Annotated in this window: 27 protein-coding genes, 1 tRNA gene and 1 pseudogene; 17 read left to right on the forward strand and 12 right to left on the reverse strand. The window is 61.7% G+C overall.

Features of this window, described 5'->3' with window-relative positions; translation table 11 throughout:
• Positions 1 to 31 precede the first annotated feature (31 nt).
• Complete coding sequence (locus tag E8F20_RS23850) at positions 32 to 883, forward strand: LysR substrate-binding domain-containing protein (protein ID WP_280285961.1); 852 nt, start codon at positions 32 to 34, stop codon at positions 881 to 883.
• Between the two features lie 60 nt (positions 884 to 943).
• On the opposite strand, the gene E8F20_RS23855 is transcribed toward E8F20_RS23850, so the two are convergent.
• Positions 944 to 1696 carry a sulfite exporter TauE/SafE family protein gene (locus tag E8F20_RS23855; protein ID WP_280285962.1) on the reverse strand — a complete coding sequence of 251 codons (753 nt, stop codon included), beginning with the start codon at positions 1694 to 1696 and terminating at the stop codon, positions 944 to 946.
• Between the two features lie 103 nt (positions 1697 to 1799).
• Here E8F20_RS23855 and E8F20_RS23860 point away from each other — a divergent pair, with 103 nt between their 5' ends.
• On the forward strand, positions 1800 to 2753 hold the full coding sequence (locus E8F20_RS23860) for a LysR family transcriptional regulator (protein ID WP_280285963.1): 954 nt from the start codon (positions 1800 to 1802) through the stop codon (positions 2751 to 2753).
• On the opposite strand, the gene E8F20_RS23865 is transcribed toward E8F20_RS23860, so the two are convergent.
• A complete protein-coding gene (locus E8F20_RS23865) occupies positions 2754 to 3263 on the reverse strand; it encodes an RDD family protein (protein ID WP_280285964.1) in 510 nt (169 codons plus the stop codon). It lies immediately after the preceding gene.
• A 149-nt stretch (positions 3264 to 3412) separates the two neighbouring features.
• Here E8F20_RS23865 and E8F20_RS23870 point away from each other — a divergent pair, with 149 nt between their 5' ends.
• Together E8F20_RS23870 and E8F20_RS23875 are read left to right on the forward strand one after the other, a co-directional pair.
• Positions 3413 to 3859 (forward strand): MarR family transcriptional regulator, encoded by a 447-nt coding sequence (locus E8F20_RS23870; RefSeq protein WP_280285965.1) that lies wholly within the window; start codon positions 3413 to 3415, stop codon positions 3857 to 3859.
• 153 nt (positions 3860 to 4012) lie between these two features.
• Positions 4013 to 5032, forward strand: a complete 1020-nt coding sequence (locus tag E8F20_RS23875; protein ID WP_280285966.1) for an alpha/beta hydrolase — start codon at positions 4013 to 4015, stop codon at positions 5030 to 5032.
• Positions 5033 to 5094: 62 nt separating this feature from the next.
• On the opposite strand, the gene efp is transcribed toward E8F20_RS23875, so the two are convergent.
• From efp to E8F20_RS23890, 3 genes are all read right to left on the reverse strand, one after another.
• Entirely contained in the window at positions 5095 to 5661 is a 567-nt protein-coding gene (gene efp, locus E8F20_RS23880; RefSeq protein WP_028627254.1) for an elongation factor P, read from the reverse strand.
• A gap of 43 nt (positions 5662 to 5704) precedes the next feature.
• On the reverse strand, positions 5705 to 6835 hold the full coding sequence (gene earP / locus E8F20_RS23885; protein WP_280286004.1) for an elongation factor P maturation arginine rhamnosyltransferase EarP: 1131 nt from the start codon (positions 6833 to 6835) through the stop codon (positions 5705 to 5707).
• A gap of 119 nt (positions 6836 to 6954) precedes the next feature.
• Positions 6955 to 7164, reverse strand: a complete 210-nt coding sequence (locus E8F20_RS23890) for a hypothetical protein (RefSeq protein WP_280285967.1) — start codon at positions 7162 to 7164, stop codon at positions 6955 to 6957.
• Between the two features lie 276 nt (positions 7165 to 7440).
• Here E8F20_RS23890 and E8F20_RS23895 point away from each other — a divergent pair, with 276 nt between their 5' ends.
• The 4 genes from E8F20_RS23895 to E8F20_RS23910 all read left to right on the forward strand — a co-directional run bounded on the left by E8F20_RS23895 (position 7441) and on the right by E8F20_RS23910 (position 11154).
• The gene (locus E8F20_RS23895) at positions 7441 to 9405 is read left to right on the forward strand and encodes a methyl-accepting chemotaxis protein (protein ID WP_280285968.1); all 1965 of its coding nucleotides are present in this window, start codon (positions 7441 to 7443) and stop codon (positions 9403 to 9405) included.
• A gap of 355 nt (positions 9406 to 9760) precedes the next feature.
• Positions 9761 to 10135, forward strand: a complete 375-nt coding sequence (locus E8F20_RS23900; protein WP_280285969.1) for a helix-turn-helix transcriptional regulator — start codon at positions 9761 to 9763, stop codon at positions 10133 to 10135.
• Between the two features lie 79 nt (positions 10136 to 10214).
• The gene (locus tag E8F20_RS23905; protein ID WP_280285970.1) at positions 10215 to 10385 is read left to right on the forward strand and encodes a hypothetical protein; all 171 of its coding nucleotides are present in this window, start codon (positions 10215 to 10217) and stop codon (positions 10383 to 10385) included.
• Between the two features lie 103 nt (positions 10386 to 10488).
• Complete coding sequence (locus tag E8F20_RS23910; RefSeq protein WP_280285971.1) at positions 10489 to 11154, forward strand: DUF882 domain-containing protein; 666 nt, start codon at positions 10489 to 10491, stop codon at positions 11152 to 11154.
• Positions 11155 to 11156: 2 nt separating this feature from the next.
• Here E8F20_RS23910 and E8F20_RS23915 read toward each other — a convergent pair whose 3' ends face one another.
• A complete protein-coding gene (locus tag E8F20_RS23915; RefSeq protein WP_280285972.1) occupies positions 11157 to 11360 on the reverse strand; it encodes a hypothetical protein in 204 nt (67 codons plus the stop codon).
• Between the two features lie 152 nt (positions 11361 to 11512).
• Here E8F20_RS23915 and E8F20_RS23920 point away from each other — a divergent pair, with 152 nt between their 5' ends.
• Both E8F20_RS23920 and E8F20_RS23925 read left to right on the forward strand, forming a co-directional pair.
• The gene (locus E8F20_RS23920; RefSeq protein WP_280285973.1) at positions 11513 to 11875 is read left to right on the forward strand and encodes a hypothetical protein; all 363 of its coding nucleotides are present in this window, start codon (positions 11513 to 11515) and stop codon (positions 11873 to 11875) included.
• Between the two features lie 161 nt (positions 11876 to 12036).
• Positions 12037 to 12132: pseudogene (locus E8F20_RS23925) on the forward strand (integrase); the annotation flags it as partial.
• Here the strand turns inward: E8F20_RS23925 and E8F20_RS23930 are convergent.
• From E8F20_RS23930 to E8F20_RS23945, 4 genes are all read right to left on the reverse strand, one after another.
• Positions 12115 to 12774 (reverse strand): PIN domain-containing protein, encoded by a 660-nt coding sequence (locus tag E8F20_RS23930; protein WP_280285974.1) that lies wholly within the window; start codon positions 12772 to 12774, stop codon positions 12115 to 12117. The pseudogene E8F20_RS23925 and the gene E8F20_RS23930 sit on opposite strands and share 18 nt — an antisense overlap.
• Before the next feature lie 72 nt (positions 12775 to 12846).
• Positions 12847 to 13290, reverse strand: coding sequence for a type II toxin-antitoxin system YafO family toxin (locus tag E8F20_RS23935; protein WP_280285975.1), 444 nt, complete (start codon positions 13288 to 13290; stop codon positions 12847 to 12849).
• Positions 13291 to 13305: 15 nt separating this feature from the next.
• On the reverse strand, positions 13306 to 13497 hold the full coding sequence (locus tag E8F20_RS23940; protein WP_280285976.1) for a hypothetical protein: 192 nt from the start codon (positions 13495 to 13497) through the stop codon (positions 13306 to 13308).
• Positions 13498 to 13669: 172 nt separating this feature from the next.
• A tRNA-Ser gene (locus E8F20_RS23945) sits at positions 13670 to 13759 on the reverse strand.
• Between the two features lie 282 nt (positions 13760 to 14041).
• Here E8F20_RS23945 and E8F20_RS23950 point away from each other — a divergent pair.
• Entirely contained in the window at positions 14042 to 14731 is a 690-nt protein-coding gene (locus E8F20_RS23950) for a crotonase/enoyl-CoA hydratase family protein (protein ID WP_280285977.1), read from the forward strand.
• 457 nt (positions 14732 to 15188) lie between these two features.
• Here the strand turns inward: E8F20_RS23950 and E8F20_RS23955 are convergent, their stop codons facing one another.
• Positions 15189 to 16046: an alpha/beta fold hydrolase gene (locus E8F20_RS23955; RefSeq protein WP_280285978.1), complete on the reverse strand. Its 858-nt coding sequence runs from the start codon at positions 16044 to 16046 to the stop codon at positions 15189 to 15191.
• A 160-nt stretch (positions 16047 to 16206) separates the two neighbouring features.
• Between E8F20_RS23955 and E8F20_RS23960 the strand changes: the two genes are divergently transcribed.
• Positions 16207 to 17178 (forward strand): magnesium and cobalt transport protein CorA, encoded by a 972-nt coding sequence (locus E8F20_RS23960; protein ID WP_280285979.1) that lies wholly within the window; start codon positions 16207 to 16209, stop codon positions 17176 to 17178.
• Positions 17179 to 17303: 125 nt separating this feature from the next.
• Here E8F20_RS23960 and E8F20_RS23965 read toward each other — a convergent pair whose 3' ends face one another.
• Entirely contained in the window at positions 17304 to 18023 is a 720-nt protein-coding gene (locus E8F20_RS23965) for an amidotransferase (RefSeq protein ID WP_280285980.1), read from the reverse strand.
• Positions 18024 to 18363: 340 nt separating this feature from the next.
• Between E8F20_RS23965 and E8F20_RS23970 the strand changes: the two genes are divergently transcribed.
• The 5 genes from E8F20_RS23970 (at position 18364) to E8F20_RS23990 (ending at position 22749) form a co-directional block, all read left to right on the forward strand.
• Positions 18364 to 18588, forward strand: a complete 225-nt coding sequence (locus tag E8F20_RS23970; RefSeq protein WP_280285981.1) for a hypothetical protein — start codon at positions 18364 to 18366, stop codon at positions 18586 to 18588.
• Positions 18589 to 18612: 24 nt separating this feature from the next.
• Positions 18613 to 18864: a hypothetical protein gene (locus E8F20_RS23975; protein ID WP_280285982.1), complete on the forward strand. Its 252-nt coding sequence runs from the start codon at positions 18613 to 18615 to the stop codon at positions 18862 to 18864.
• 325 nt (positions 18865 to 19189) lie between these two features.
• Positions 19190 to 20461, forward strand: coding sequence for an amino acid deaminase (locus E8F20_RS23980; RefSeq protein ID WP_280285983.1), 1272 nt, complete (start codon positions 19190 to 19192; stop codon positions 20459 to 20461).
• A 76-nt stretch (positions 20462 to 20537) separates the two neighbouring features.
• Positions 20538 to 21890 carry a gluconate:H+ symporter gene (locus E8F20_RS23985; protein ID WP_280285984.1) on the forward strand — a complete coding sequence of 451 codons (1353 nt, stop codon included), beginning with the start codon at positions 20538 to 20540 and terminating at the stop codon, positions 21888 to 21890.
• A 1-nt stretch (position 21891) separates the two neighbouring features.
• A complete protein-coding gene (locus E8F20_RS23990) occupies positions 21892 to 22749 on the forward strand; it encodes a MurR/RpiR family transcriptional regulator (RefSeq protein WP_280285985.1) in 858 nt (285 codons plus the stop codon).
• Position 22750 lies beyond the last annotated feature (1 nt).

A 22750-nucleotide genomic window follows, 5' to 3' on the forward strand; every position in this document is an offset into this window, starting at 1 on the left:
TTCTTATGCCTTGCATCTCAGGATTTGATGAATGAACTACCCTGCCATCGATACCGAATTGCTGCGTACCTTTGTCGCCATCGCCGATTACGGCGGCTTCACCCGCGCAGCGGAAATGGTCAACCGTACCCAGTCGGCCGTGAGCATGCAGATGAAGCGGTTGGAAGAAGATGTTTTGCAACGCACGGTGTTCGAGCGCGATGGCCGCCAGGTCAGGCTAACCGCCGAAGGCCAGATTCTGCTGGGTTATGCGCGGCGCATCCTCAAGCTCCACGGCGAGGTGATGAACACCCTGCGCCAGCCGCATATGGTCGGCTCGGTGCGCATCGGCACACCGGATGACTACGTGATGCGCTTCCTGCCGGGCATCCTTTCGCGCTTCGCCCAGGCCTATCCGCTGGTGCAGGTGGAAGTGCATTGCGAGTCCACCTCCCAGTTGCTGCAGCGCCAGGATCTGGACCTTTCCATCGTCACCCGCAAGCCCGGGGACGATATCGGTGAATTCCTGCGCCAGGAACGTTTCGTCTGGGCCGAGGCCATCGGCTTCAGCCCTCATGAGCAGACCCCACTGCCCCTGGCCATGTTCAACAGCGACTGTTTTTGCCGCGCCTGGGCCTGCAACGCCCTCGACGCCATGGGCCGCGAATACCGTGTCGCCTACACCAGCCCGAGCCTGTCGGCGCTCATGGCGGTCGTCAGTGCCGGCCTGGCCGTGACCGCGCAACTGCAAAGCCTGATTCCCCCCGATATGCGCATACTCGGCGAAGCGGAAGGCCTGCCCCAACTACCCCTGTGCAACATCATGCTGCTGCGCAACGAACGCCATCAGTCGCCAGTGACCGAGACCCTGGCCGAACACATCATCGAAGGCTTCCGAATCTGACGCCAAAGGTGCCGTCAGTGCCGATGGAAATCCCCGAAGCGGATTTTCATCGGCCAAATCTCAGCTGAACGCAAGCATCCCTGCACACAGCAGCAGGAAAGCGCAGAACAGCGAACGCAGTACCCGCTCCGGCAAAGCATGGGCCAGGCGCACGCCCCAACTGATGCTGAGCAGGCCACCCATCGCAAGCGGCAAACCCATGGCCCAGTTCACATGATCGTGCAGGCCGTAGGTGACCAGGGTCACCGCAGTGCTGGGCGCAGCCAGCGCCAGGGATAGTCCTTGGGCCACTACCTGGCTGGTGCCAAATACACTGGTCAGCACCGGCGTGGCAATCACCGCGCCCCCCACCCCGAACAGGCCACCGGCCGCACCGGCTACGCCGCCCAGCACCCCCAGCCAGGGCCAGGGCTGGCGCAACTCTGCGCTCGCCTGAGTCTTGGCCATGAACATCCGCGCAAAGTTGTAGGCCGCCAGGGCCAGCAGGAAGCCAACGAAGGCCAAGCGCATGCGCTCGGCGTCTACCCCCACTGCGAACAGTGAAGCCAACCAGGCGAAACCAAAGCTGGTCACCGCCAGCAGCGTGGCATAGCGAGGATCGATGCGGTTGCGCTGGTGATAGCGCCAGAACGCCAGCAACACGTTGGGCACCACCATCACCAGTGCCGTGCCCTGGGCGAGTTGCTGATCGAGGCCGAAGAGCACGCCCAGGGCGGGAATCGCGATCAGCCCGCCGCCGATGCCGAAAAGCCCACCCAGGGTGCCGAGCAGCGCGCCCAGCACGATATTCAAAGCAAAAGCCCAGAGATCCATGGCGCCTCCCAATCAGATGGAAGCGGATGCTACGCCCGCATCGTTGCCACGGAAACGCACAGCGACGCACAATGGCTTTGCGTACTTCGCACAGGCAATCCAAATGAACCCAGATGCCCTCACCGAACAGCTGGCCCTTTTCCTGGACGTGCTGGAGGCCGGTAGCTTTTCCGCCGCAGCCCGGCGCCATCCGCTTACGCCCTCGGCCGTTGCACGGCGCATCGACGCCCTGGAGCGTGCCTTGGGCAGCAGCCTTTTCGTGCGTAGCACCCATGCGGTGAAGGCCACTCCCGCCGGCCTGGCCTTTGCCGAACGAGCAAAGCGGGTGTTGGCAGAACTACGCCTGGCTCGCGCCGAGGCGGTGTCCCTGAGCAGCCTGCCCGAGGGCTTGATTCGCATCGATGCGCCCGCCCCGTTCGGCCGCCGCCACCTGGCGCCAGCCATTGCCGAATTCCTCACCACCTATCCCGGGCTCGACGTGCAGTTGCGGCTGATCGACAGCTTCATCGACATGCAGGGCGAAAACCTCGGCCAGGTGGACCTGGTGCTGCGCATCGGTCCCCTAGCCGATAGCCGTCGGGTGGCCACACCACTGGCGCCCTTGGTGCGGATACTCTGCGCCAGCCCGGAATACCTGCGACGGCGCGGCATTCCCCGTGACCCGCGCGAACTACCCGAGCATGACGGCCTCGACTGGGATGCCCTGGCACCGCCCTATGCCTGGCGCTTCGAGATAGATGGCAAGTTGCAACATATCCGTCCGGGACGCATGCGCTTGGCCGCGAACAACGCCGAAGCGCTGCTCTTCAGCGCCGCGGCGGGGCTCGGCATCGCCCACTTGCCGACCTGGCTGATCAGCGAACACCTGGTGCGCGGAGAGCTGGTGCCGCTGTTCTGCGAAAACGGCCTCCCGGCGCCGGAGCCCAGCGGCATCTACGCTTTGCGCCTGGAAGGAGAAGCCAGCTCGAGAAGCCGGTTGCTGCTGGAGTTCCTGAAGAATCGCTTCGGCCCGGTACCGCCCTGGGACCTCGCCCTGGGCGGCCTGGGCCGGGCCTGATCAGCGTGGCAGTTGCACCACGCGGGTGGCTGCCAGCCGATCATGCAGGCAGCGACGGTCCGCGCGGAAAATGAACAAGTAATCCAACAGCACCAGAAACATGCCGACGATTGGGACATACGCGAGCAGCCACCAGACCAGGTATCGCTTGAGCAACAGGTTGCCCAGTTCCGGCACCTGGCCATTGAGGTCGACGATGGCAATCTTCAGCAGTCGCTTGCCGAGGGTCTGGCCGTAGGTTTTGAGGAAGTGGCCGTTGACCAGCAGGAAGACCGCCACGCCAACCACCAGGCTCAGCAGTTGCTGGCCCAAACTCGGCTCGATGCCTTGCTGGGCGGCCGCGAAGGTGCCGGAGAAGTACGCCACAGGTACGGTCACCACGCTCATGATCAGGCCATCGATCAGCGCGGCGCCCAAACGCGTCCAGCGCGAGGCGAGCAAGGGTTCGGCGACGCTGCTGACGGTGAGTTCCGCCTGAGGTGCCTGATAGGGATTTTGCAGGTTATCCATGATGCAGTCCTTGCAGAGATTGACCGGGAAATTGTGGCGCCTGATGAAGGCATTGCAAGGATGCGCGGTCAGCGATGGAAAGAATGAATTTTGCCCACGAAAGGCTTGCGCGCTAAATTGGTCGCCATCACCGTTTCTGGAGACCCGCCATGTCTACACCTCCCTGCAAGGAACTGCTGCTCGACAACCAGCTCTGCTTCGCCCTCTATTCCACCTCCCTGATGATGACCAAGGTGTACAAACCCCTGCTCCAGGAGCTGGGTCTGACCTATCCGCAGTACCTCGCCATGATGGTGCTCTGGGAAGGCGATGGCATCACCGTGGGAGAAATCAGCAATCGCTTGCTCACCGATCCCGGCTCCCTCACCCCGCTGCTCAAGCGCCTGGAAGCCGAAGGTCTGATCACCCGCACGCGCAGCAGCAAGGATGAGCGCGTAGTCGAGTTGCGCCTCACCGAACAGGGTCGAGCCCTGCAAGAGAAAGCCAAGTCCGTACCCGCCTGTATCCTCGCTGCTTCCGAACGCTCCACCGAGCAGTTGGGCACCCTCAAGGACGAACTGGTGTCGCTGCGCAGCAGTCTGGGAAAGGCCGTCTAACGGCCTTATTCCTGAATCTTCAGGTCACTATTCCAAAATCCTCCAACAAATATCTTGCGCGCTAACTAAATCGCGTCTAACTTCCACCTCACGCACTTACTTAGCGCGCAAATTTTTAGACATCAAAGCAAACGACAGATAGAGGAACCCACCATGAAATCGATCAGCACCCTCGTTGCCGGCAGCCTGCTCGCCCTCTCCGTCAGCCATGCCTTCGCTGCTGGCAGCCCGGGCGTGGAACGCAACACCCAGGCCTTCCTCGAAGCCCTGGCGGCAGGCGGCGGCCAGCCCCTGGAAACCTTGGCACCCAAGAATGCTCGTGCGGTACTGGTGGGCGCCCAGACCAGCGTGAAACTGGAACTGCCGAAGGCCGATGTCAGCCAGAAGACCATCGAAGCCGGTGATCAGAAGATTGACCTCACCATCGTCCGCCCAGCCGGCGCTAAAGGCACCCTGCCGGTGTTCATGTTCTTCCACGGCGGTGGCTGGGTACTGGGGGATTACCCGACCCACGAACGCCTGATCCGTGACCTGGTGGCCAACTCCGGCGCCGTGGCGGTTTATGTGAACTACACGCCCTCGCCCGAAGCCAAGTACCCGACCGCGATCAACCAGGCTTACGCCGCCACCAAGTGGGTGGCCGAGCACGGCAAGGAAATCGGTGTGGATGGCAACCGTCTGGCGGTGGCCGGCAACAGCGTGGGCGGCAACATGGCTGCAGTCGTCAGCCTGATGGCCAAGGACAAGGGCACGCCGAAGATCCGCTTCCAGGCCCTGCTGTGGCCAGTCACGGACTCAAGCTTCAACAACGCATCCTACAACCAGTTCGAGAACGGCCACTTCCTCACCCGCAACATGATGAAGTGGTTCTGGGACAGCTACACCACCGACCCGCGCCAGCGCGCCGAGATCTACGCCTCGCCACTGCAGGCCTCGACCGAGCAACTCAAAGGCCTGCCGCCCGCCCTGGTACAGACCGCGGAGTTCGATGTACTGCGTGATGAAGGCGAAGCGTACGCCCGCAAGCTGGACGCCGCCGGCGTGGAGGTCACTTCCGTGCGCTACAACGGCATGATCCACGACTTCGGCCTGCTCAACGTGCTGGCCAAGGTCCCGGGCACCCGCGCCGCGATGCAGCAAGCCGGCGAGGCGATCAAGGAACACCTTAAGTAAGAACTGACCGCAGAAACGAAAAAGCCCGCTTTCGCGGGCTTTTTCCTGTCTCGCTAAAAGGCTCAGGCCTTGACGCGGGACTTGTACTCGCCAGTGCGGGTATCGATTTCGATGGAATCACCGATTTCGCAGAAGGCGGATACTTGCAGCTCGGCACCGTTGTTCAGGCGAGCGGTCTTCATGACCTTGCCGGAAGTGTCGCCACGGACGGACGGCTCGGTGTAGGCGATCTGGCGAACGATGGTGGTCGGCAGTTCGACGGAGATCACGCGATCGTTGTAGAACACGGCTTCGCAGACGTCGGTCATACCGTCTTCGATGAAGGTCAGCACGCCTTCCAGGTCAGCCTTTTCGATCTCGTACTGGTTGAACTCGGGGTCCATGAACACGTACAGCGGGTCCGCGAAGTAGGAGTAGGTCACTTCCTTGCGTTCGAGGATGACCGGCTCCAGCTTGTCGTCGGCCTTGAATACGGTCTCGGTGCCGGCGCCGGTCAGCAGGTTCTTCAGCTTCATCTTGACGACTGCGCTGTTACGGCCGGATTTGTTGAACTCGGCCTTTTGGATGACCCAGGGAGCGCCATTGATGTTGGCGACTTGGCCGGCGCGGAACTCTTGAGCGGTTTTCATACGAATATCCGATGTGGATGAGTGACAAAAAACAGGCCGCGTATCATAGCGAATTTGTACAAAACTGCACCAGACCCGTCGCGAGATCAGTGCGTGCGGCCTGCTGGACGCACCAGCGCTCGGCATGCCGCGCGATCTCCGGCCAGTGCGTCGACAGCGTGTTCCAGGCCTCGCCCATGCCTTCGCCTCGGTTCCAGGCGCGCCAGGCTTCGGTCAGCGCGGCAGCCGCGGCCGGGGACAAGGCCTGGCAATAGAGGCCGAGAAACGCCTCCAGTTTGTCCCAATGGGCATCCTCGTCCTGCTTGTAGATATGCCAGAGCAGCGGACGCGCGGCCCATTGGGCACGGACAAAGGAATCCTCGCCGCGCACCGCATTGAGATCGCAGCACCAGAGAATCCGATCGTAATCATCCTGGCTGACGAAAGGCAGGACCTGGATCACCAGTTGGCCACGGCGGAAACGGCTGCCCGCGCTCAACATGTCCTCCCCCAGCCAACGAGCCAGGTCCGCCAGCACCCGACCAACGGGCACCAGCAATTGCACCGGTCGAGGGCCGGCCGCCAACGCGCCCATCCATCCGGCCAGACTGGCGTTCTCGTAGGCGAAGAGCGAAATCAGCAGCGCGCCCTCCTCCAGTTCCACGCCGAGCGTTTCGAGGAAAGTCCGGCGCGCCTGTGGGTCGGCCTGGAAGGTCTGGCGGTGCTCCATCAGCGCAGCCTCCCGCAGCAAGCCCCCGGTGCCATCGGCAAATCCAGGGAAATAGAAGACCTTCTGCAGCCCGTTGGGCTGGAAAGACGGCAACCCGTGACATCCGGCCACCCAGTCTTCGGCGCTGAGGTACTCCAGATTCAGCCAACGGGGCTTATTCGTCCTGGCGGCCATTGCTTCCAGGTAGGGTTCAGGCAGCTGGCACGCGAAGGCTTCGATCACCACATCCGCTGGCTCCGCCGGTCGCCAATCGCGCTGCCAGTGACGGATTTCCACGCCCTGATGCCACTGGCTTTCCGCCTCGGGATCGGCCTGGGGACAAAGCGGCGCGAAAACCGCCGGCTCATCCACCCAGAGGCGCACCGTCTGGCCATGTTCGGTCACCAGTTGGCGCGCCAGGCGCCAGGTCACACCGATATCGCCAAAGTTGTCGACGACGTTGCAGAAAATGTCCCACTTCACGATGCAGCTTCCAGCAGAAAACCGCAGTTTAACCAAGACGCCGGGCGCACAAACAAAATGCCCGCCATAAAGGCGGGCCAAGGGAGCATGGTGCCGAAAAAGAGCTGTGAGGAACCAGAGCCTCAGGCCAGCAGGACTTGTGGGCCGCGCTGGCGGCGAGACAATTCCAGGTGCCAGATTGCCTTGCTGGCGCCTGCGGCCTCGCGGGAGGTGAAGGGGCCGGAACGCATCACGCCGTCCACCACCACGAACCAGCAGGCCATATGACCATCAGCCCGGAGCGCTTCCGGAACCGCTGTACCGACCAGGGACATGACATCGACGTGGGACATGGCCTCACCTCCTTCGCTTCACATGCTGCAAAGACTATGGGGCGGGCCGAACCAATAGAAATCAGTTGCCTCAATAGTGGCTATCCATATCAGCAATTGGCCACCTGTCCGCAAGCTGGACAGCACCGAATTGGTGCGTCTAGATTGATGACTCATGGCGATAAGCCATGAATCATTCCCCTCGACAGGACGTCAATCCATGTTCGCCCTCGCCTGCCCCTTCTCTCTGCCAACCGTTTGCGCCTTCCCTTGCCAGCTCGACGAAAGGCGCTTGCCATGAACGGCTCGATCAAGCGTTTCTTCAATGACCTCAGCGTTCGCCAGAAGCTGCTGACCGGATTCGGCCTGGTACTCGCCATTACCTTGCTCGTGGCCTGGACCAGTTGGCGCGCACTGGAAGGCGCCCTGCACCGCTTCGACATCCTGCTAAGGGTCAACGACATCGATACCAAGCTCTATCAGGTGCGCCAGCACGAGAAGGACTTCATCATTCGCAGTGACGAGCAGGCCATCAGCAATGCGCTGCAGCTTATCGGGGAGATACAGGGCATCGCCGACAACACCCTGAAGGTGATGACCATCCCCAAGACCATCGACCTGATGAAACAGATCCAGGCGGATCTCGGCCAGTACCAGCAGAAACTGGCCGGCCTGGCAGCTACGGAGAAAAACAAGCGCAGCGCCCAACAGAACATGGAGCAGGCCGCCCGCGAGGCGCTCAAGCAATTCGATGAACTGGAACAGCGCCTCACTGAAGCGGCCTTGCAACAGATCCGCCAGAGCGGCGACGAAAATGGCATTCGCGCCCTGGAAAGCGCGACCCACGCCTCCGGCATGGCCAAGGATGTGCTCACCGCGCGGCGCCATGAAAAGGACTTCGTCATGCGCGGCGACGATCAGTACGCCAGCAAGCTCAATGCCCTGTTCGATGCCCTCGACAGCCGGGCCAATGACCTGGCCGGCAGGATCAGCGAGCCGAGTGCCCGCGAGGACCTTGATGCGGCACGCAAGCAGATCGAGCACTACCGCAGCGAATTCGCCAACCTGCGCCAGAGCATCCAGCTCCACGCCGACACTGAAACAGAACTCACTACCCGTGCTTCGGGCATTTCTGACTCCTCCACCGATGCACTGAACATTCAGATGCAGCTGCTGGAAGCCGACGCCCGCCAAGCCAAGACCATGTTGGTCACCGCGGCCGCCATCGGCTTTGTGGTGGGGCTGCTATCGGCCCTGCTGATCGCCCAACTGATCGTGGTGCCTCTGCGCCAGGCGGTTAACCAGGCACGCAAGGTCGCGGCCGGTGACCTGACCTCGGATATCCGCAGCGACCGCAAGGACGAGCTGGGTCAGCTGATGCAAGCCATGCAGGACATGACCGAGAGCCTGCGCAGCCTGCTCAAGCGCCTCAGCGGTGGCATCGAACAACTGGCCACCGCCGCCGAAGAGATGTCCGCCGTGACCGAGCAGACCAGCGCCGGCGTCACCCAGCAAAAGATGGAAACCGAGCAAGTGGCCACGGCCATGCACCAGATGGTCACCACCGTCCAGGACGTCGCCCGCAACGCCGAATCCGCAGCCGATTCTGCCGGCCACGCCGACCGCCAGGCGCAGCACGGCACCCTCGTTGTCCAGCAAGCCATCGAACGCATCGAGAACCTGGCACACGCCATCGAGCAATCCGCGTGTGCCATCGAGCGGCTCAAGCACGACAGCACCAACATCGGTACGGTGCTCGATGTGATCAAGAGCATCGCCGAACAGACCAACCTTCTCGCACTCAATGCCGCTATCGAAGCGGCCAGGGCCGGAGACGCCGGACGCGGCTTCGCCGTGGTGGCCGACGAAGTACGCGCCCTCGCCCGCCGTACCCAGGAATCGACCACCCAGATCGAGCAACTGGTCAGCACACTGCAGGACGGCGCCCAGGGTGCGGTAGACATGATGGGACGCAGCCGCGCCCAGGCCGGCCAGACAGTAGAAGCTGCCAAGGAAGCCGGCGACGCCCTGCTGGCGATCAACACGTCGGTGTCCAACATCCAGCAGCTCAACCAGCAGATCGCGACCGCTGCCGAGCAGCAGAGCGCCGTGGCGGAGGAGATCAACCGCAGCGTCACCAGCATCCGGGACGTAGCCGAGCAATCCGCTGCCGCCACCGAAGAGACATCGGTCGCCAGCGTGGACCTGGCCCGACTTGGCACGGAGCTGCAAACCGAAGTCGGGCGCTTCCGTCTGGCCTGAATGCAAAAGCCCCCTGCCCGCTCGCGCGGACAGGGGGCAACCAGAGACAGTACAGCAGCTTCAACAGGGGGGGCCGGTCGCCCAGGGGCCCAACCACCAGCGGCAGCCCGTTGGCGAGGCCGGCCGCGCCGCATCGCGACATGCGGCTGCGGGCCTATCGCATTCTCGGCACGCTGTGCTGCCGAGCGGCAAGGTCCCTGGTGGTGACCGCCTCGCGACCCTGCGAGCTTTCCTCATCATCCTTGAGTGACCTTGGCAATTCGTGGATTGCGGCCTACCATAAACACGTTTCGCACACCATGCAAACACGATAAGTGAGCCAAGGACGATTCATTCCGTCATTAAGATTCGCGGCATGAACACGCTTGGATCGCGCATTGCGCACTACAGAAAGCTGAAAGGACTCTCACAGCAGGCCCTGGCCAACGAGTGCGGGTGGGAATCACAGTCCCGTATCGGTAATTACGAGCGGGATACCCGCGAGCCCTCGTTCGAAGACCTCAGGCGAATCGCCAAGGCGCTGGAGGTATCGCTCAACGACCTGCTCAATTCCGCCATGCAGATTGCCGAATCCAAAGATGGCCGCTACGGCCCCGCACAGCCCCTTAGCCCACGCTCACGCCAGGTGCTGGAGCGGCTCACGCTTGCCGCCAACGAAGGCCGTCTGGTCGAGCAGGATCTGATCCTGCTGGAACAGATCGCCCGCCGCCTGGAAAAGTCCGACGACTGATTCGAGTCGACTCTTTTCACCGACGACCTGTCTCATGGACATGGGGTGTCCGATCCTAGTGCCTCGAGAGGTACCGCCCATGCTTGCCAACCTCGTGAAGATCGCCTTGCTGGCCGTCGTACTGGCCAGTGGCAGCGGCTGCATCATCCACCACTTCGATGATGACGACGACCATCACCGTGGAGGCTGGGACGACCGCCGCGACCATGATGACCGAGACCGGGACGGTCACAGGAAAGGACACCGCTGAACGGCAGGGCGCCATGCGCTCGCAGGGTTCTTGACGGATCTTCTGCATCGTCAGCGACCGGGTGTATAGTCGAAAACCCCGACCTCCCAGCGAGCGGTCGCCCATGGCTGCTTCCTCTCCCGGAATGTCCAGACGCCAGGTGCTCACGGCCTTCGCCGCCCTCGGCGCCGCCCTGGCAATGGGCGATGCCCTGGCCACGCGGATCGACGTGACGCTACGGCCCCGAAACCTCCATGCCCGCCTGCTCAACCGCGATCGCCACCTGCGCCTGGAACGCCCGGCCTCCGGCGAAGTCGTCACCTTCTGCTACTTCCGCAAGGGAAAGGGCTGGGATCTGGAAGGCTATCGTCAGGGCTGCCGCATCCTGCGCGACGTGAAGTACCGGAGCACGGTGAAGGTCAACGTCAAATTGCTCGACCTGCTCTTCCTCATCCAGGCCTGGCTGCGCATCAACCAGTTGCCCACCCGCATCCTGGTCAACAGCGGCTATCGCACCCCGCAGCACAACGCCACTCTGGAAGGCGCTGCCCGCCACTCCCTGCACATCCGCGGCATGGCCGCCGACATCCGCATCCCCGGAGTCAGCATCGAACGACTGGGCAAACTGGTGCGCGGCATCGGTGCCGGTGGCGTGGGCTTCTATCCCTCGAAAGGCTTCATCCACGTCGACGTTGGCCGCGTCAGGACCTGGCGCGTCGCTGAGCTGGTAGAGCCAGGGAAGGAGGAGTGGGCCATTGCCGTGCTGGACCAGGGCGAAAATTTCGCCTGATCTCAGTCGAAATCAGCGCAATCGCCGCAAACGAACTGGCCGCGCCGGTCCGTCCTGCCGGTCAACTCGCCGCAGTAATCGCACTCGCCTTCCGACGCATCGAGCGGATCGACTTCCTCGTCGTCGAAGAACTCGCCATCCAGGTCATCGTCGTTGTCCAGCAGGTGATCATGTTCGGGTTCGTGGAGGTCGAGATCGTCGTCCATAGCACTGTGCCGTAAGGGGAATCGAAAGGTCGCGGACTATAGCGCCGAGACGGTGGAGCCGCCATCAGCCGGCCGGGCCAATCGATGGATGGGCTATCGCCCGTTCTGGATTGCTACGCTCCCGGAGCACACCACTTACCCAAGGACATGACATGGACGTTTTTCGAATGACCGCCTTCGCGCTCGCGCTGATGGTTACCGGCTGCCAGACCACCGAAATCTGGAGGGGACCTCAAGCCGAGTACGTCCGGATCGTGCCCTCCACCCCGGACGAGGATGTTGAGGTCGGGCTGAAATCGTCTGGCCGCAAGTACCACTGCGCGCAGCGCTACAGGAATGACCGTGACACGGACAAGGTCTGCTACGCGAAAGTGACGCCCATGGAGATCGCCAAGAACGTCGCCATCAAGCTTCAACGCACCCCCGAAGCACTTGCCATGGACACCGGCAAAACCATCTACGTTGTGGGTTACACATTGCTCGATGGCCTGTGCAAGGCGGGCTACCACAACTGATCGACGCCACCGCGCCGCTGGCCTCGATCCACACGGCCCTTTGACCGCCGAGGCGCCAGGAATCACCAGGCTGTATCCAGGAGGCCGCAACGCCTATGGGGACAGCCCAAGAAGGTCAGCACCAAGATGCCTCCCCGGTTTTCTCGCCGGCAATTCAGGCGCATGCGTCGCTGACCATGACAATGCGGTATGCGCATCTATCGCCGGATCATCTGCAGGATGCGTTAAAGCTCAATCCTCTATGCGCTCTTGGGTAGCTTGTAAGACACCTTGGTTCCATCCGACTCCACGTAGCCGCGCTGCTTCAATGCTTGGAAGACGCCTTCAATCTCTTCGACTGTCTGCTTACCCAGCTTGGCGCGAATGGTATTGAGCAGCGTCTTGATGGTTCGCGGCCGGGATGCCTTACGGCCGACCAGGTCAGCGATCACCAGGTTAATGTCAGCCTCATTGACCGCCTTCGTTGTTTTCGAAGGGGACGCCTTCACTGGCTCCAGCTTGGGAGAAGGTGGCGGAACGATCTTGGGCGGCGAGAAGCAAGGCATGCCTTCGATGGTTTCAGAGCGAGCGGCAAAAACGTTCTTACCTTTGAGGTGCTTGATCAGCGGATCAAAGCCCTTGTCGCGGGAAATGACGTGGAAGAACGCATCCGGCTCTTCTACGGCCAGCCGCCCCATGTAGTAGGCAACGTGAAAGTCGAGGGCATTCTGACCAGGCGTATCCAGCAGGATGTAGTCCGCCCTATCACCGAAGCGCTGAATAGCGACTGCAAGCTCAGTAGGTAGCTTGGTGTTGTTGGGGCCAAGGAAGACTCGAATCTTGAAGTGAGGCTGCTGCAGCAGCTCCAGGGACTGGACCTGGACGTTTTCGTAGTCGATTAGAACGTAGTTCGTGCGCATCCTGGATGGCCCTGTCTTCCATGGCGATGGGCCATTCTTGTCCAGGACTGGAGATTTCAGGAAGAGGGTTTATCAGTTCACTGGAAAAGATTCGTTCTGCCGGAACCAATCTTCTGCCAGATCGGCCAGATGCCCAACAAGGGATGCCTTGTTCAACAGCGTGTGTGCATCGTCATGCAGATAGGCGAGCAAGCAGTAATTGCCCTTATCGTCCTTCACATAAATCAGCATACGATCAGAGGTACGCCGAAACGGCCGCTTCAACTTCCAGCTCTTGAAGAATCGAGGATTCAGATCAGGATCAACAGGAATGATATGGATATGCTTGAGCGCGGCTGCACGAGCACTTGAGGGCCAATCCAGAGGTTCATCACGGCCAAAATGATCGTGATCGCCCCGCTGAACGTAGGCCGCAAATGCTTCAACGAGGGAATCCAGGAAGGAGCGAAGTCGCTGGTCTGATTTCGTCCAAGCTGCTTCGAATACGGGAGATTTGTCGATCCTTGGCTCCGTCATCCTTGACTGGGAGCCTTATCGCGAGGTCAGTAGCTCGACGAAGACGTCTGACAGCTCACGCGACTCGCTGTCGGAAAGGTGCTTGATCGGCGCGGACTCGGATTTCACCGCCTTCCTCTTGGCGAGGATGCGCACAAAACGCCCAGTGCGCTTGTCCCGAGAGACAACACCCTTTACGCCATTGTGATTTTCTGCGTGACCAGCCATGACAGCTACCTTTCCAACGAGTTCTAGCCTGAACGGCAATGGGGTCACTATACACGACCTGAACACAGGCAGCCCAAAGGCACCTTCGACACTTTTTCGACACCCACTTTTTCGCAGGCAAAGAAAAAGCCCCTGATCTCTATCGAAATCAAGGGCTTATCTGTACGGAAAGTGGCGGTGAGGGTGGGATTCGAACCCACGATACGGTTTCCCGTATACACACTTTCCAGGCGTGCTCCTTCAACCGCTCGGACACCTCACCGGAATCTCTTCGAGGCGTTGGCCCCGTCGAGGTGCGCTAATTTAGTGGAGTGTTTTCCGGAATGCAAACACTTTTTTCATAAATTTCATGCGTTTATGAAAATTTCTTCCGCATGCCAATTTCCACTTCTGCTGTCAAGTGGCCTGCCGTGGCATAGCGGAGGCTTTTTTGAACTGGGTGCGAGGAGCCAGGAACCGGGGATGACCGAGCAGTCAGTCTCGGTCCTTTACCTCCACGGTAGCGCTGAGTAACGTCGATCCACTTCTTAACAAGGAACCTGCCATGAGTGAGCTGATCTCCTACCAACTCGAAGACGGTATTGCCACCCTGACCCTCAGCAACGGCAAGGTGAATGCCATCTCCCCGGATGTGATCGCTGCCTTCAACACCGCGCTGGATCGCGCCGAACAGGACCGGGCCATTGTCGTCATTACCGGCCAGCCGGGCATCCTTTCCGGTGGCTACGACCTGAAAGTGATGACGTCCGGTCCGCAGAACGCCGTCGCCCTGGTCGCTGCCGGTTCCACGCTGGCCCGCCGCATGCTGGCACACCCCTACCCCGTCATCGTCGCCTGCCCGGGTCATGCCGTCGCGAAAGGAGCCTTCATCCTGCTGTCGGCGGACTACCGTATCGGCGTCGAAGGCCCGTTCAGCATTGGCCTAAACGAAGTGCAGATCGGCATGACCATGCACCACGTGGGCATCGAACTGGCACGTGATCGTCTGCGCAAGTCCGCCTTCAACCGATCGGTGATCAATGGCGAGATGTTCGATCCGCAGGGCGCGCTGGATGCCGGCTTCCTCGACAAGGTCGTACCGATCGAGCACCTGCGGGAGGCCGCTCGCGCCGCCGCCTTGCAACTGAAGAAGATCAACATGACCGCCCACCGCAACACCAAACTCAAGGTCCGCAAGGCGCTGCTGGAAACCCTGGATGCAGCCATCGAGCTGGATAAACAGCACCTGGTTTAAGCTCCCAGACACGAAGAAGCCCCGCGATGCGGGGCTTTCTCTTTTGGGGTGCAGCTACATGGCTCCGCCGTTGTCATCGCCCGGTTCGGCACCCGCATTCTGGCCGTGATCGTCGCGGACATTATGGCCCGCTCCATCGTCTGCCCCGCGGTCGCTGTGAGCGCTACCGGGGCCGCTATTTCCGGAGTGGCCGCCGTCACCGCTGCGAGCACTTCCATCGCCACCATGGCCGCTGCCGCCATGGCCACCTCCTTCGCCGCCACTTCCTCCACCGCCACCCCCGCCATCCTTGGCATAGGCACTCGATGCGCTGGAGAGATCACTCGGCAAGACGGTGAAAGACAGACTCAAAACCGAGCAGATCGCCATCGCCAGCAAACACTTCTTTAGCGTCATGACAGGCCCCGCGTTCTCTAGTGAGTTACCTATTGAACACCAGCGGCTGTAACAGAACATTTCAGAGCTTCTGACCGGTGGAGACCTCACAACGAAGCAGCGCCAACCCACTCACGATCTCCTCGATTACAGTCACTGGGGAACGTAGCCAGGCGCTATGGGGATGCTCTGATGCCGGCCTTGGAGAGCGCAGCATGCGGACCTGGGGTTGTTCCTGGATCAACGCGGCCAGGCCTCGGGTCGAGGCTTCCGGGGCGAAAGAGTCGCCGTGAATGCCAATGAACAGGGACGACGTCCGGTTGTGTCGAGGAAGAGTAAGATCCAACCCGAGGTGATCGAAGTTACCCGTCCAGGCCACTCGCCCCCAATCACGCATCAGGCTGCGTGCTTCATGGCCACCGAAACCGATGGTCTTGCCCGGCAGATATCCGAACACGGCCGTCAACAGGTTGAAGATCATGGCCACGCTGGGCGTCAGCAAGCGCTGCCTGCCCGGCCAGTTGCGGTAATGAATATTCCCGCAGGCCACGCCCACCACCGCGACCTCGGCCTGGGGATTGGCGGCAGCAAATAACGTCGCGATATGCCCGCCCAGGCTATGACCCAGCAAAACCAAACGACCTTGGGGAAAATGCTGGCGAGCAGCCGTCAGCAAGCTCGGTACGAACTCATCGACCAGGTCACGGTAGCCATAGTCCAACCGACGGCTCGGCCGTGGGTCACTTTCTCCCTGGCCGGGCCAATCCACCACCAGCACCTGGTTGCCGGCAGCCACCAGTCCCAGGGCAAAGTTTTCGTACTTGCGCGCAGCTACGCCAAGGGCCGGCAACAGGATCAGTACCGGACCGGCAACGGCCGAACGGTAGACCCGATAGGGGCAATGGAACCGACCTGCAGAAAATCGGAAGGCCTCGATCAATTTGTTCTCCTTGTTTCGATCGGTGAGGGGAACGATCAACTTAGAGCAGTTGCTCTAGTCTTACCATTGCAGAACCTCGGCCTTCGGCAAGACTCAGAAGATCAGGCGCGATAACCTGCGCGCCAAACTTCCCACCAACGGATGAAGGAACCGCTGAACCATGGGTCGAGTCGTTGCCGCCGCTGTATATACCAAAGGCCGGAAAGTCACCGACATAACCCTCGATGAAGGCTTGCAATGGGCCAGCAAACCGGGGCACTTCGTCTGGATAGGCCTGCATGACCCCGGCGCGGAAGAGCTGAGCAACCTGCAGCGACAGTTCGACCTGCACGAACTGGCCCTTGAAGACGCCCTCACCCGCCATACCCGTCCGAAGCTGGAGACCTTCGGTGACGCCCTGTTCCTGGTGGTCTATTCGCCGATCGAGGTCGACGGTGAACTGCAGTTCATCGAGACGCAATTGTTCGCCGGCAAGGGCTACATCATCAGTGCCCGCTATGGCGAATCCGCGCCCTACTCCCGCGTTCGCCAGCGCTGCGAGGCGCGCCCGCTGTTGCTTGACCACGGCGAAGACTTCGTCCTCTACGCACTGCTCAGTTTCGTGCTGGAAAATTATCGGCCGCTGATGGACAGTTTCCATGCAGAGCTGGAGGAGATCGAACGGAACGTGCTGGAGCGCCCGCTGGGCAAGTCCGATGTCGAACGCATCCACTGCTTGCGCCGCGACCTGCTGCGCCTGCGCCGCTACATCGGCCCCATGGGGGAAATCTGCGAGGAGCTGCAGCGTCTGGACTTCCCTTTCATCGACAAGCACATGCGGCCTTACTTCCGTGACATCGCCATCCACGTCAAACGTTTGCTTGAAGACCTGACCGGCCTGCGCGAAATGGCCGATCATGCCATTGAAATCGGCTTGTTGCTGGAGTCGTCCAGGCAGAGCGTGGTGCAACGCAAGTTCGCCGCCTGGGCCGCCATTCTTGCCTTCCCGACGGCAGTTGCGGGCATCTACGGCATGAACTTCCAATACATGCCGGAGCTGACGTGGCAATACGGTTACTTCGGCGTGCTGGGGCTAGTGGCAACCGGGTGTACCGCGCTCTATGCCAGCTTCAAGTACTACGGCTGGCTGTGAAGGGCGACGTCTGCTGCGCTGGAAATCCATCGCGTGAATTTCCAGCCCGTGGATGGTGAACGAACGGGCCACGCCCCATGCGACAAAAAACCCGCCTGAAGGCGGGTTTTTCCGTAAAGCTCCGATCAGGCCGCGCGGTCGCGAGCGATGAAGCGCATCATCCACTCAGCCACGGCAGCCCCCTGGTGGTCGCGGTTCAAGCTGCTCACGCCCTGCTTGTAGACCTCATCACCGAGGAAGTCCTGGCGCAGGTCGAGCAGCGCGCGGGAGTAATCGTGGACGAACTCCGGGTGACCCTGGAAGCACAGCACCTGGTCGCCCACGGCGTAAGCGGCGTTCGGGCAAAAGTCGCTGGAGGCCAGCAGCGTGGCGTTTTCCGGCAGTTGGGTGACCTGGTCCTGGTGGCTGATCAACAGGGTCAGGTCTTCCAGATCGGGGGTCATCCACTCCGGCTTCTGTTTCAGCTGGTAGCTATGGGTGCCCACGCCCCAACCCTGCGTAGCGCGCTCGGTACGCCCACCCAGCAACAGGGCGAGTAGTTGGTGGCCGAAGCAGACGCCTAGCAGTTTGTCGCCGGCCTCGTAGCGCGCCAGCAGGAACTCCTTGAGCTTCAGGATCCAGGGATCGGTGCCAAAAGAGTCGGCCTTGCTGCCGGTCACCAGGTAGGCGTCGAACGTCTCACCCTCCGGCGGGTAATGCCCCTGCACTACGTTGTAGACACTGAACTCCGCAGCAATCGGCTGTTTGGCGAACAGCTGCTCGAACATCAGGCCGTAGCCTTTGTATTGATCGACCAGTTCGGGGCGGAGAATGTCAGTTTCGAGAATGCAGATGCGAAGTGGCATTAGCTCATGGTTCCTGAAATGCAGAGAGGCTCTATGTAGGGAAAATGTGCGATTTATTTAACACAGTGACGGTGTGATTGAAATACCGCTTGATCCCCTGCCCCATAGCCAACGCCTAACAGGGCGATAGGCTGCATCAGGTGCCGTGCCTCCCCTGCCGAAGCCGCAAGGCTGTGCCGCTCTAGCTCGGTGCTTTACAAGCCACGTCAAGTAAAATTGACGGCGCCCGACGGAACTATTGGTGCCGTCGATACTTACCATGCCTGAACGTCGTTTTTTCATCGAAAGGATTTTCGCGACTCTACGTCCACCCCAAGTCCCCCGGTCGCGGAGTCCAGAAATGAGCAACCCCATCATTCAGTACGCGCGTAATGGCGCCCTCGCCAGCCTCGGCCTGTATTTCGTTGTGGTGATGGTGGTGCTTGCCATCAGCTTCGGTTACGAGCGCGGTCGCATCGGGGTGAGTCCCACAGACGCATCCATGAGTTTCTACCAACAACTCAGCCAGAGCATCCCGGTGCTGCTGGCGAGCCAGAAGAAACCCAGCGGCAGACACCAAGGCTGACACCAGGCACAGGCACGACCGAAAATGAAACAGCACAGGAACCGACTCTATTTCCTCACCGCCCTGGCAGTCATGACCAACGGCTTTTCGTTGATAGGCTGCGCCCACGGCTCGGTGGGCTCGTTGGCGAAGAACATCGAAGCCAAGCACAACATCAGCCGCGGAATCACCAACGAGCGCGCCATACACGTCCTGTCGGGCAACCCGCCGACCGGCCGCGAGATCTCGCTACCGGCTGTCTTCGACATGAGTTCGCTGGCCTGCTGCACCAGCTAACCGCTGCAATCACGCCAGGCCTAGCCATCCAAATGGCAAAACCCCTAGGGCTTATCCGCTACGGCGTCAGAAGCATTCTTGGACGAATGCAGACACCACCTCATTTACACGTAGGCAACTGACGCCGAACGATTGGACTCATTCTCTGCGGCAACCAGCCAAACTGATGGAACAGCGCGCGAACGGCTGGGCTAGAGCTATTTGGCCAATTCTTCAGACGGTCAGCACCCGCACCCGATCAGCTTACTTCCGGCTCTGTGGGGGTACCTGGCTTGCGGCGGCGTTCAGTGATACTTGTTTTCAGGAACTCAGGGAGAAAGCCCGCATGACTGAAAACAAGTTTCAAGAACGGTCATTGAACCCGCTCACCAAAGGCCTTGGCGCCACCCCTCCGGATTGCCCACTGGAAGCGATAGAAGCGCTGGGCTGGAACATACTCGACGAAGACGTCAGCTTGCCGGTGGCGGTACTGCGCCAAAGCCGCATCCACCACAACCTGGAGTGGATGCGCCAGTTCATCCAGCGCTACGGCGTGCAACTGGCCCCCCATGGCAAGACCACCATGAGCCCCACCCTCTTCCACCTGCAGCTGGCGCACGGCGCCTGGGGCATTACGCTGGCGACCGCGCCCCAGGTCCAGGCCGCCTATGCCGCCGGCGTCCGCCGCGTCCTGCTGGCCAATCAACTGGTGGGCAAGGGCAACATGGCAATCGTCTCGCGGCTTTTGCAGGACCTGGACTTCAGCTTCTGCTGCCTGGTGGACTCCCCCGTCAACGTGGACGCCCTCGGGCGCTACTTCGACGAGGCCGGCCAGCGCCTGCGCGTGTTGATCGAATATGGCGTTCCGGGCGGGCGCACCGGCATCCGCAATCCAGATCAGGAAGCCGAGCTGCTCGAGGCCATCAGACGCTGGCCGCAGTCCATCGATCTGGTAGGCATCGAGCTCTACGAAGGTGTGCTGCTGGAAGAGGACGCCATTCGCCGGCTGCTCCGCCATGTCCTGCAGCGCGCCCGCGCCCTGGCCGATGGAAACTGCTTCGCCGAACCGGAGATTCTGCTTTCTGGTGCGGGTTCGGCCTGGTTCGACGTCGTCGCCGAAGAATTCGCCGGCCAGGACATCGGCCACCCGCTGCAGGTGATCCTGCGCCCCGGCTGCTACCTGACCCACGATGCCGGTATCTACCGCGACGCCGAGCAACGCATCCAGGCCAACAACAGGGTGGCGCAGGAAATGGGCCGCAGCCTGCTGCCGGCGCTGCAGCTCTGGGCCAACGTACAGTCGATGCCGGAGCCTGGGTTGGCAATCATCGCCCTGGGCAAGCGCGATGCCGCGTTCGATGCCGGTATGCCCATCACGTCGTTGCACCACCGCCCTGGCTCGGATCAAACGCCGAGGGTGGCGCCGGTGGACTGGCGCATCACCCGCATGATGGACCAGCACGCCTTCATGACCCTCCCGCAGGATGCCGACCTGCAGGTCGGCGACCTGCTGGCCTTCGAGATCTCCCACCCCTGCCTGACCTTCGACAAGTGGCGGCAACTGCTGCTGGTGGATGACGACTACCGCGTGGTCGGAGCCGTGGAAACCTTCTTCTAGCCGCCCCCATTACCTAACCAAGCCCCCGCCAACGGGCGGGATAGCCCCCTTTTGCCTGAAGAATAAGGAACACCCCATGCACGCAGCGACAGGAAGCCCGCTGTTGGTTTACGCCGCGCTCGCCATCATTGCCCTGGTCGTGCTGATCGCGCGCTACCGCCTCAACCCCTTCATCGTCATCACCCTGGTCTCGGTGGGACTGGCGCTGGCTGCCCAGATGCCGGCCAAGGACATCGTCATCGCCTACGAGGCCGGTGTCGGCAAAACCCTCGGCCACATCGCCCTGGTCGTGGCGCTCGGCACCATGCTCGGCAAGATGATGGCCGAATCGGGCGGCGCCGAGCGCATCGCGCAGACCCTGATCGCCCGCTTCGGCGAGCGCAATGCCCACTGGGCCATGGCCTGCATCGCCTTCCTCTGCGGCCTGCCGCTGTTCTTCGAGGTGGGCTTCGTGCTGCTGGTGCCCATCGCCTTCACCATCGCCAAGCGCATTGGCTCGTCGGTGCTGATGACCGGACTACCCATGGTTGCCGGGCTCTCGGTGGTACACGGTCTGGTTCCGCCGCACCCCGCAGCCATGCTGGCTGTGGGCGAGTACTCGGCCCAGGTCGGTCGCACCGTGCTCTTTGCCATCCTCGTCGGCGTGCCCACCGCGGCCATCGCCGGACCGATCTTCGCCCGCCTGGTGGCGCCCCGCATCAGCCTGCCGGCGCACAACCCGATTGCCGAGCAATTCACCGAATCCCAATCCCGGCCCGCCAACTTGCCGGGCTTCGGCATCACCCTGGGCACCATCCTGCTGCCGGTGCTGCTGATGCTGCTCGGTGGCTGGGCTGACCAACTCAGCGAAGCTGGCTCGACCCTCAATGCCGTTCTGCACTTCATCGGCAACTCGGTGATCGCCCTGTTGATCGCGACCCTGGTGAGCTTCTGGACCCTGGGCCTGGCGCGTGGCTTCAACCGTGACGCCATCCTGCGCTTCAGCAACGAATGCCTGGCGCCCACCGCGGCCATCACCCTGCTGGTCGGCGCCGGCGGCGGGCTCAACCGCATCCTCATCGAAACCGGGGTGACCCGGGAGATCGTCGAACTCTCCGCGCGCTTCGACCTTTCGCCGCTGCTGCTCGGTTGGCTGGTGGCAGCACTGATGCGCGTCGCCACCGGCTCGGCGACCGTCGCCATGACCACCGCGGCAGGCATCGTCGCGCCGATCGCCCTGGCCAGCGGTTATCCGCATCCGGAACTGCTGGTTCTGGCGACGGGAGCTGGCTCGCTGATCCTTTCCCACGTCAACGACGGCGGTTTCTGGCTGATAAAGGAGTACTTCAACATGACCGTCGTGCAGACGCTGAAGACCTGGACGGTGCTGGAGACGCTGGTTTCAGTGGTGGCCTTCATCCTGACCCTCGGCCTCGCGCGGATGCTCTGACATGGACATCCTCTATCTCATCCGCAGCCGCCGTGATCAGTTGCGCGGCAACTCGGCAAAGGTGGCCGAGACGATCCTGGATGACGTCGGCTTCGCCGCCTCGGCCGCCATCGGTGAACTGGCGGCGAAAGCAGGAGTAAGCAAGGCGGCGCTGTCGCGATTCGCCCGCCTGATGGACTGCGCAGACCTGCGGGAACTGCGCCTCAAGCTGGCCCGCGCCAGCACCGTCGGTAGCCGCTTCCTTGGCGCCGCACCGCAGCGGGTGCCACGTTACTTCGGCCAGATAGTCGACGACATTGAACAGAGCCTGCATCGGCATCTGGCGGCGTTCGACGAAAGGACCTTCCGCTCCGCCGTGGACCTCATCTGCTCGGCGCAGAAGATCTACGCCTTCGGCATGGGCGGATGTTCGACACTGCTTGCCGGCGAAGTGCAGTACCGCCTGGTACGGCTGGGCTACCCGGTGTCGGCCTACCACGATCCCGTGTTGATGCGCATCGCGGCCGCCACCTTGGGTCCCAGGGACCTGCTGGTCATTCTCTCGATCACCGGCATCACCCCTGAACTGCTCACCACCGCCCGCCTCGCCAAATCCTATGGCGCGCGCCTACTGACCATCACCCGAGCCGGCAGCGCGCTGGCCGACCTGGCCGACATCCAGATCCCCATCGCCCTCGACGAAACCGACTTCATCTACAAACCCACCGCCGCACGCTACGGGATGCTGCTGGCCATCGACCTGCTGGCAACCGAAACCGCTCTGCGCACACCCGCCACCAGCCAGGAGCTGCTACGTCGCGTGAAGCTGGCGCTGGATGACCATCGCCGCGGCGAAGACCGACTGCCCCTGGGAGACTGAA

It is taken from the genome of Pseudomonas sp. BN415 (assembly GCF_029871195.1).
Classification (GTDB): domain Bacteria; phylum Pseudomonadota; class Gammaproteobacteria; order Pseudomonadales; family Pseudomonadaceae; genus Metapseudomonas; species Metapseudomonas resinovorans.

What these genes read in the sequence shown, in the direction of transcription:
- E8F20_RS23965 (WP_280285980.1), bottom strand. Translation starts at nt 18,023, where the DNA reads ATGCCACTTCGCATCTGCATTCTCGAAACTGACATTCTCCGCCCCGAA.
- E8F20_RS23930 (WP_280285974.1), bottom strand. Translation starts at nt 12,774, where the DNA reads ATGCGCACGAACTACGTTCTAATCGACTACGAAAACGTCCAGGTCCAG.
- E8F20_RS23960 (WP_280285979.1), top strand. Translation starts at nt 16,207, where the DNA reads ATGGGTCGAGTCGTTGCCGCCGCTGTATATACCAAAGGCCGGAAAGTC.
- E8F20_RS23980 (WP_280285983.1), top strand. Translation starts at nt 19,190, where the DNA reads ATGACTGAAAACAAGTTTCAAGAACGGTCATTGAACCCGCTCACCAAA.
- E8F20_RS23990 (WP_280285985.1), top strand. Translation starts at nt 21,892, where the DNA reads ATGGACATCCTCTATCTCATCCGCAGCCGCCGTGATCAGTTGCGCGGC.
- E8F20_RS23940 (WP_280285976.1), bottom strand. Translation starts at nt 13,497, where the DNA reads ATGGCTGGTCACGCAGAAAATCACAATGGCGTAAAGGGTGTTGTCTCT.
- E8F20_RS23895 (WP_280285968.1), top strand. Translation starts at nt 7,441, where the DNA reads ATGAACGGCTCGATCAAGCGTTTCTTCAATGACCTCAGCGTTCGCCAG.
- E8F20_RS23975 (WP_280285982.1), top strand. Translation starts at nt 18,613, where the DNA reads ATGAAACAGCACAGGAACCGACTCTATTTCCTCACCGCCCTGGCAGTC.
- E8F20_RS23905 (WP_280285970.1), top strand. Translation starts at nt 10,215, where the DNA reads ATGCTTGCCAACCTCGTGAAGATCGCCTTGCTGGCCGTCGTACTGGCC.
- E8F20_RS23870 (WP_280285965.1), top strand. Translation starts at nt 3,413, where the DNA reads ATGTCTACACCTCCCTGCAAGGAACTGCTGCTCGACAACCAGCTCTGC.
- E8F20_RS23910 (WP_280285971.1), top strand. Translation starts at nt 10,489, where the DNA reads ATGGCTGCTTCCTCTCCCGGAATGTCCAGACGCCAGGTGCTCACGGCC.
- E8F20_RS23950 (WP_280285977.1), top strand. Translation starts at nt 14,042, where the DNA reads ATGAGTGAGCTGATCTCCTACCAACTCGAAGACGGTATTGCCACCCTG.
- E8F20_RS23890 (WP_280285967.1), bottom strand. Translation starts at nt 7,164, where the DNA reads ATGTCCCACGTCGATGTCATGTCCCTGGTCGGTACAGCGGTTCCGGAA.
- E8F20_RS23920 (WP_280285973.1), top strand. Translation starts at nt 11,513, where the DNA reads ATGGACGTTTTTCGAATGACCGCCTTCGCGCTCGCGCTGATGGTTACC.
- E8F20_RS23850 (WP_280285961.1), top strand. Translation starts at nt 32, where the DNA reads ATGAACTACCCTGCCATCGATACCGAATTGCTGCGTACCTTTGTCGCC.
- efp (WP_028627254.1), bottom strand. Translation starts at nt 5,661, where the DNA reads ATGAAAACCGCTCAAGAGTTCCGCGCCGGCCAAGTCGCCAACATCAAT.
- E8F20_RS23915 (WP_280285972.1), bottom strand. Translation starts at nt 11,360, where the DNA reads ATGGACGACGATCTCGACCTCCACGAACCCGAACATGATCACCTGCTG.
- E8F20_RS23985 (WP_280285984.1), top strand. Translation starts at nt 20,538, where the DNA reads ATGCACGCAGCGACAGGAAGCCCGCTGTTGGTTTACGCCGCGCTCGCC.
- E8F20_RS23860 (WP_280285963.1), top strand. Translation starts at nt 1,800, where the DNA reads ATGAACCCAGATGCCCTCACCGAACAGCTGGCCCTTTTCCTGGACGTG.
- E8F20_RS23855 (WP_280285962.1), bottom strand. Translation starts at nt 1,696, where the DNA reads ATGGATCTCTGGGCTTTTGCTTTGAATATCGTGCTGGGCGCGCTGCTC.
- E8F20_RS23935 (WP_280285975.1), bottom strand. Translation starts at nt 13,290, where the DNA reads ATGACGGAGCCAAGGATCGACAAATCTCCCGTATTCGAAGCAGCTTGG.
- E8F20_RS23900 (WP_280285969.1), top strand. Translation starts at nt 9,761, where the DNA reads ATGAACACGCTTGGATCGCGCATTGCGCACTACAGAAAGCTGAAAGGA.
- E8F20_RS23865 (WP_280285964.1), bottom strand. Translation starts at nt 3,263, where the DNA reads ATGGATAACCTGCAAAATCCCTATCAGGCACCTCAGGCGGAACTCACC.
- E8F20_RS23875 (WP_280285966.1), top strand. Translation starts at nt 4,013, where the DNA reads ATGAAATCGATCAGCACCCTCGTTGCCGGCAGCCTGCTCGCCCTCTCC.
- E8F20_RS23970 (WP_280285981.1), top strand. Translation starts at nt 18,364, where the DNA reads ATGAGCAACCCCATCATTCAGTACGCGCGTAATGGCGCCCTCGCCAGC.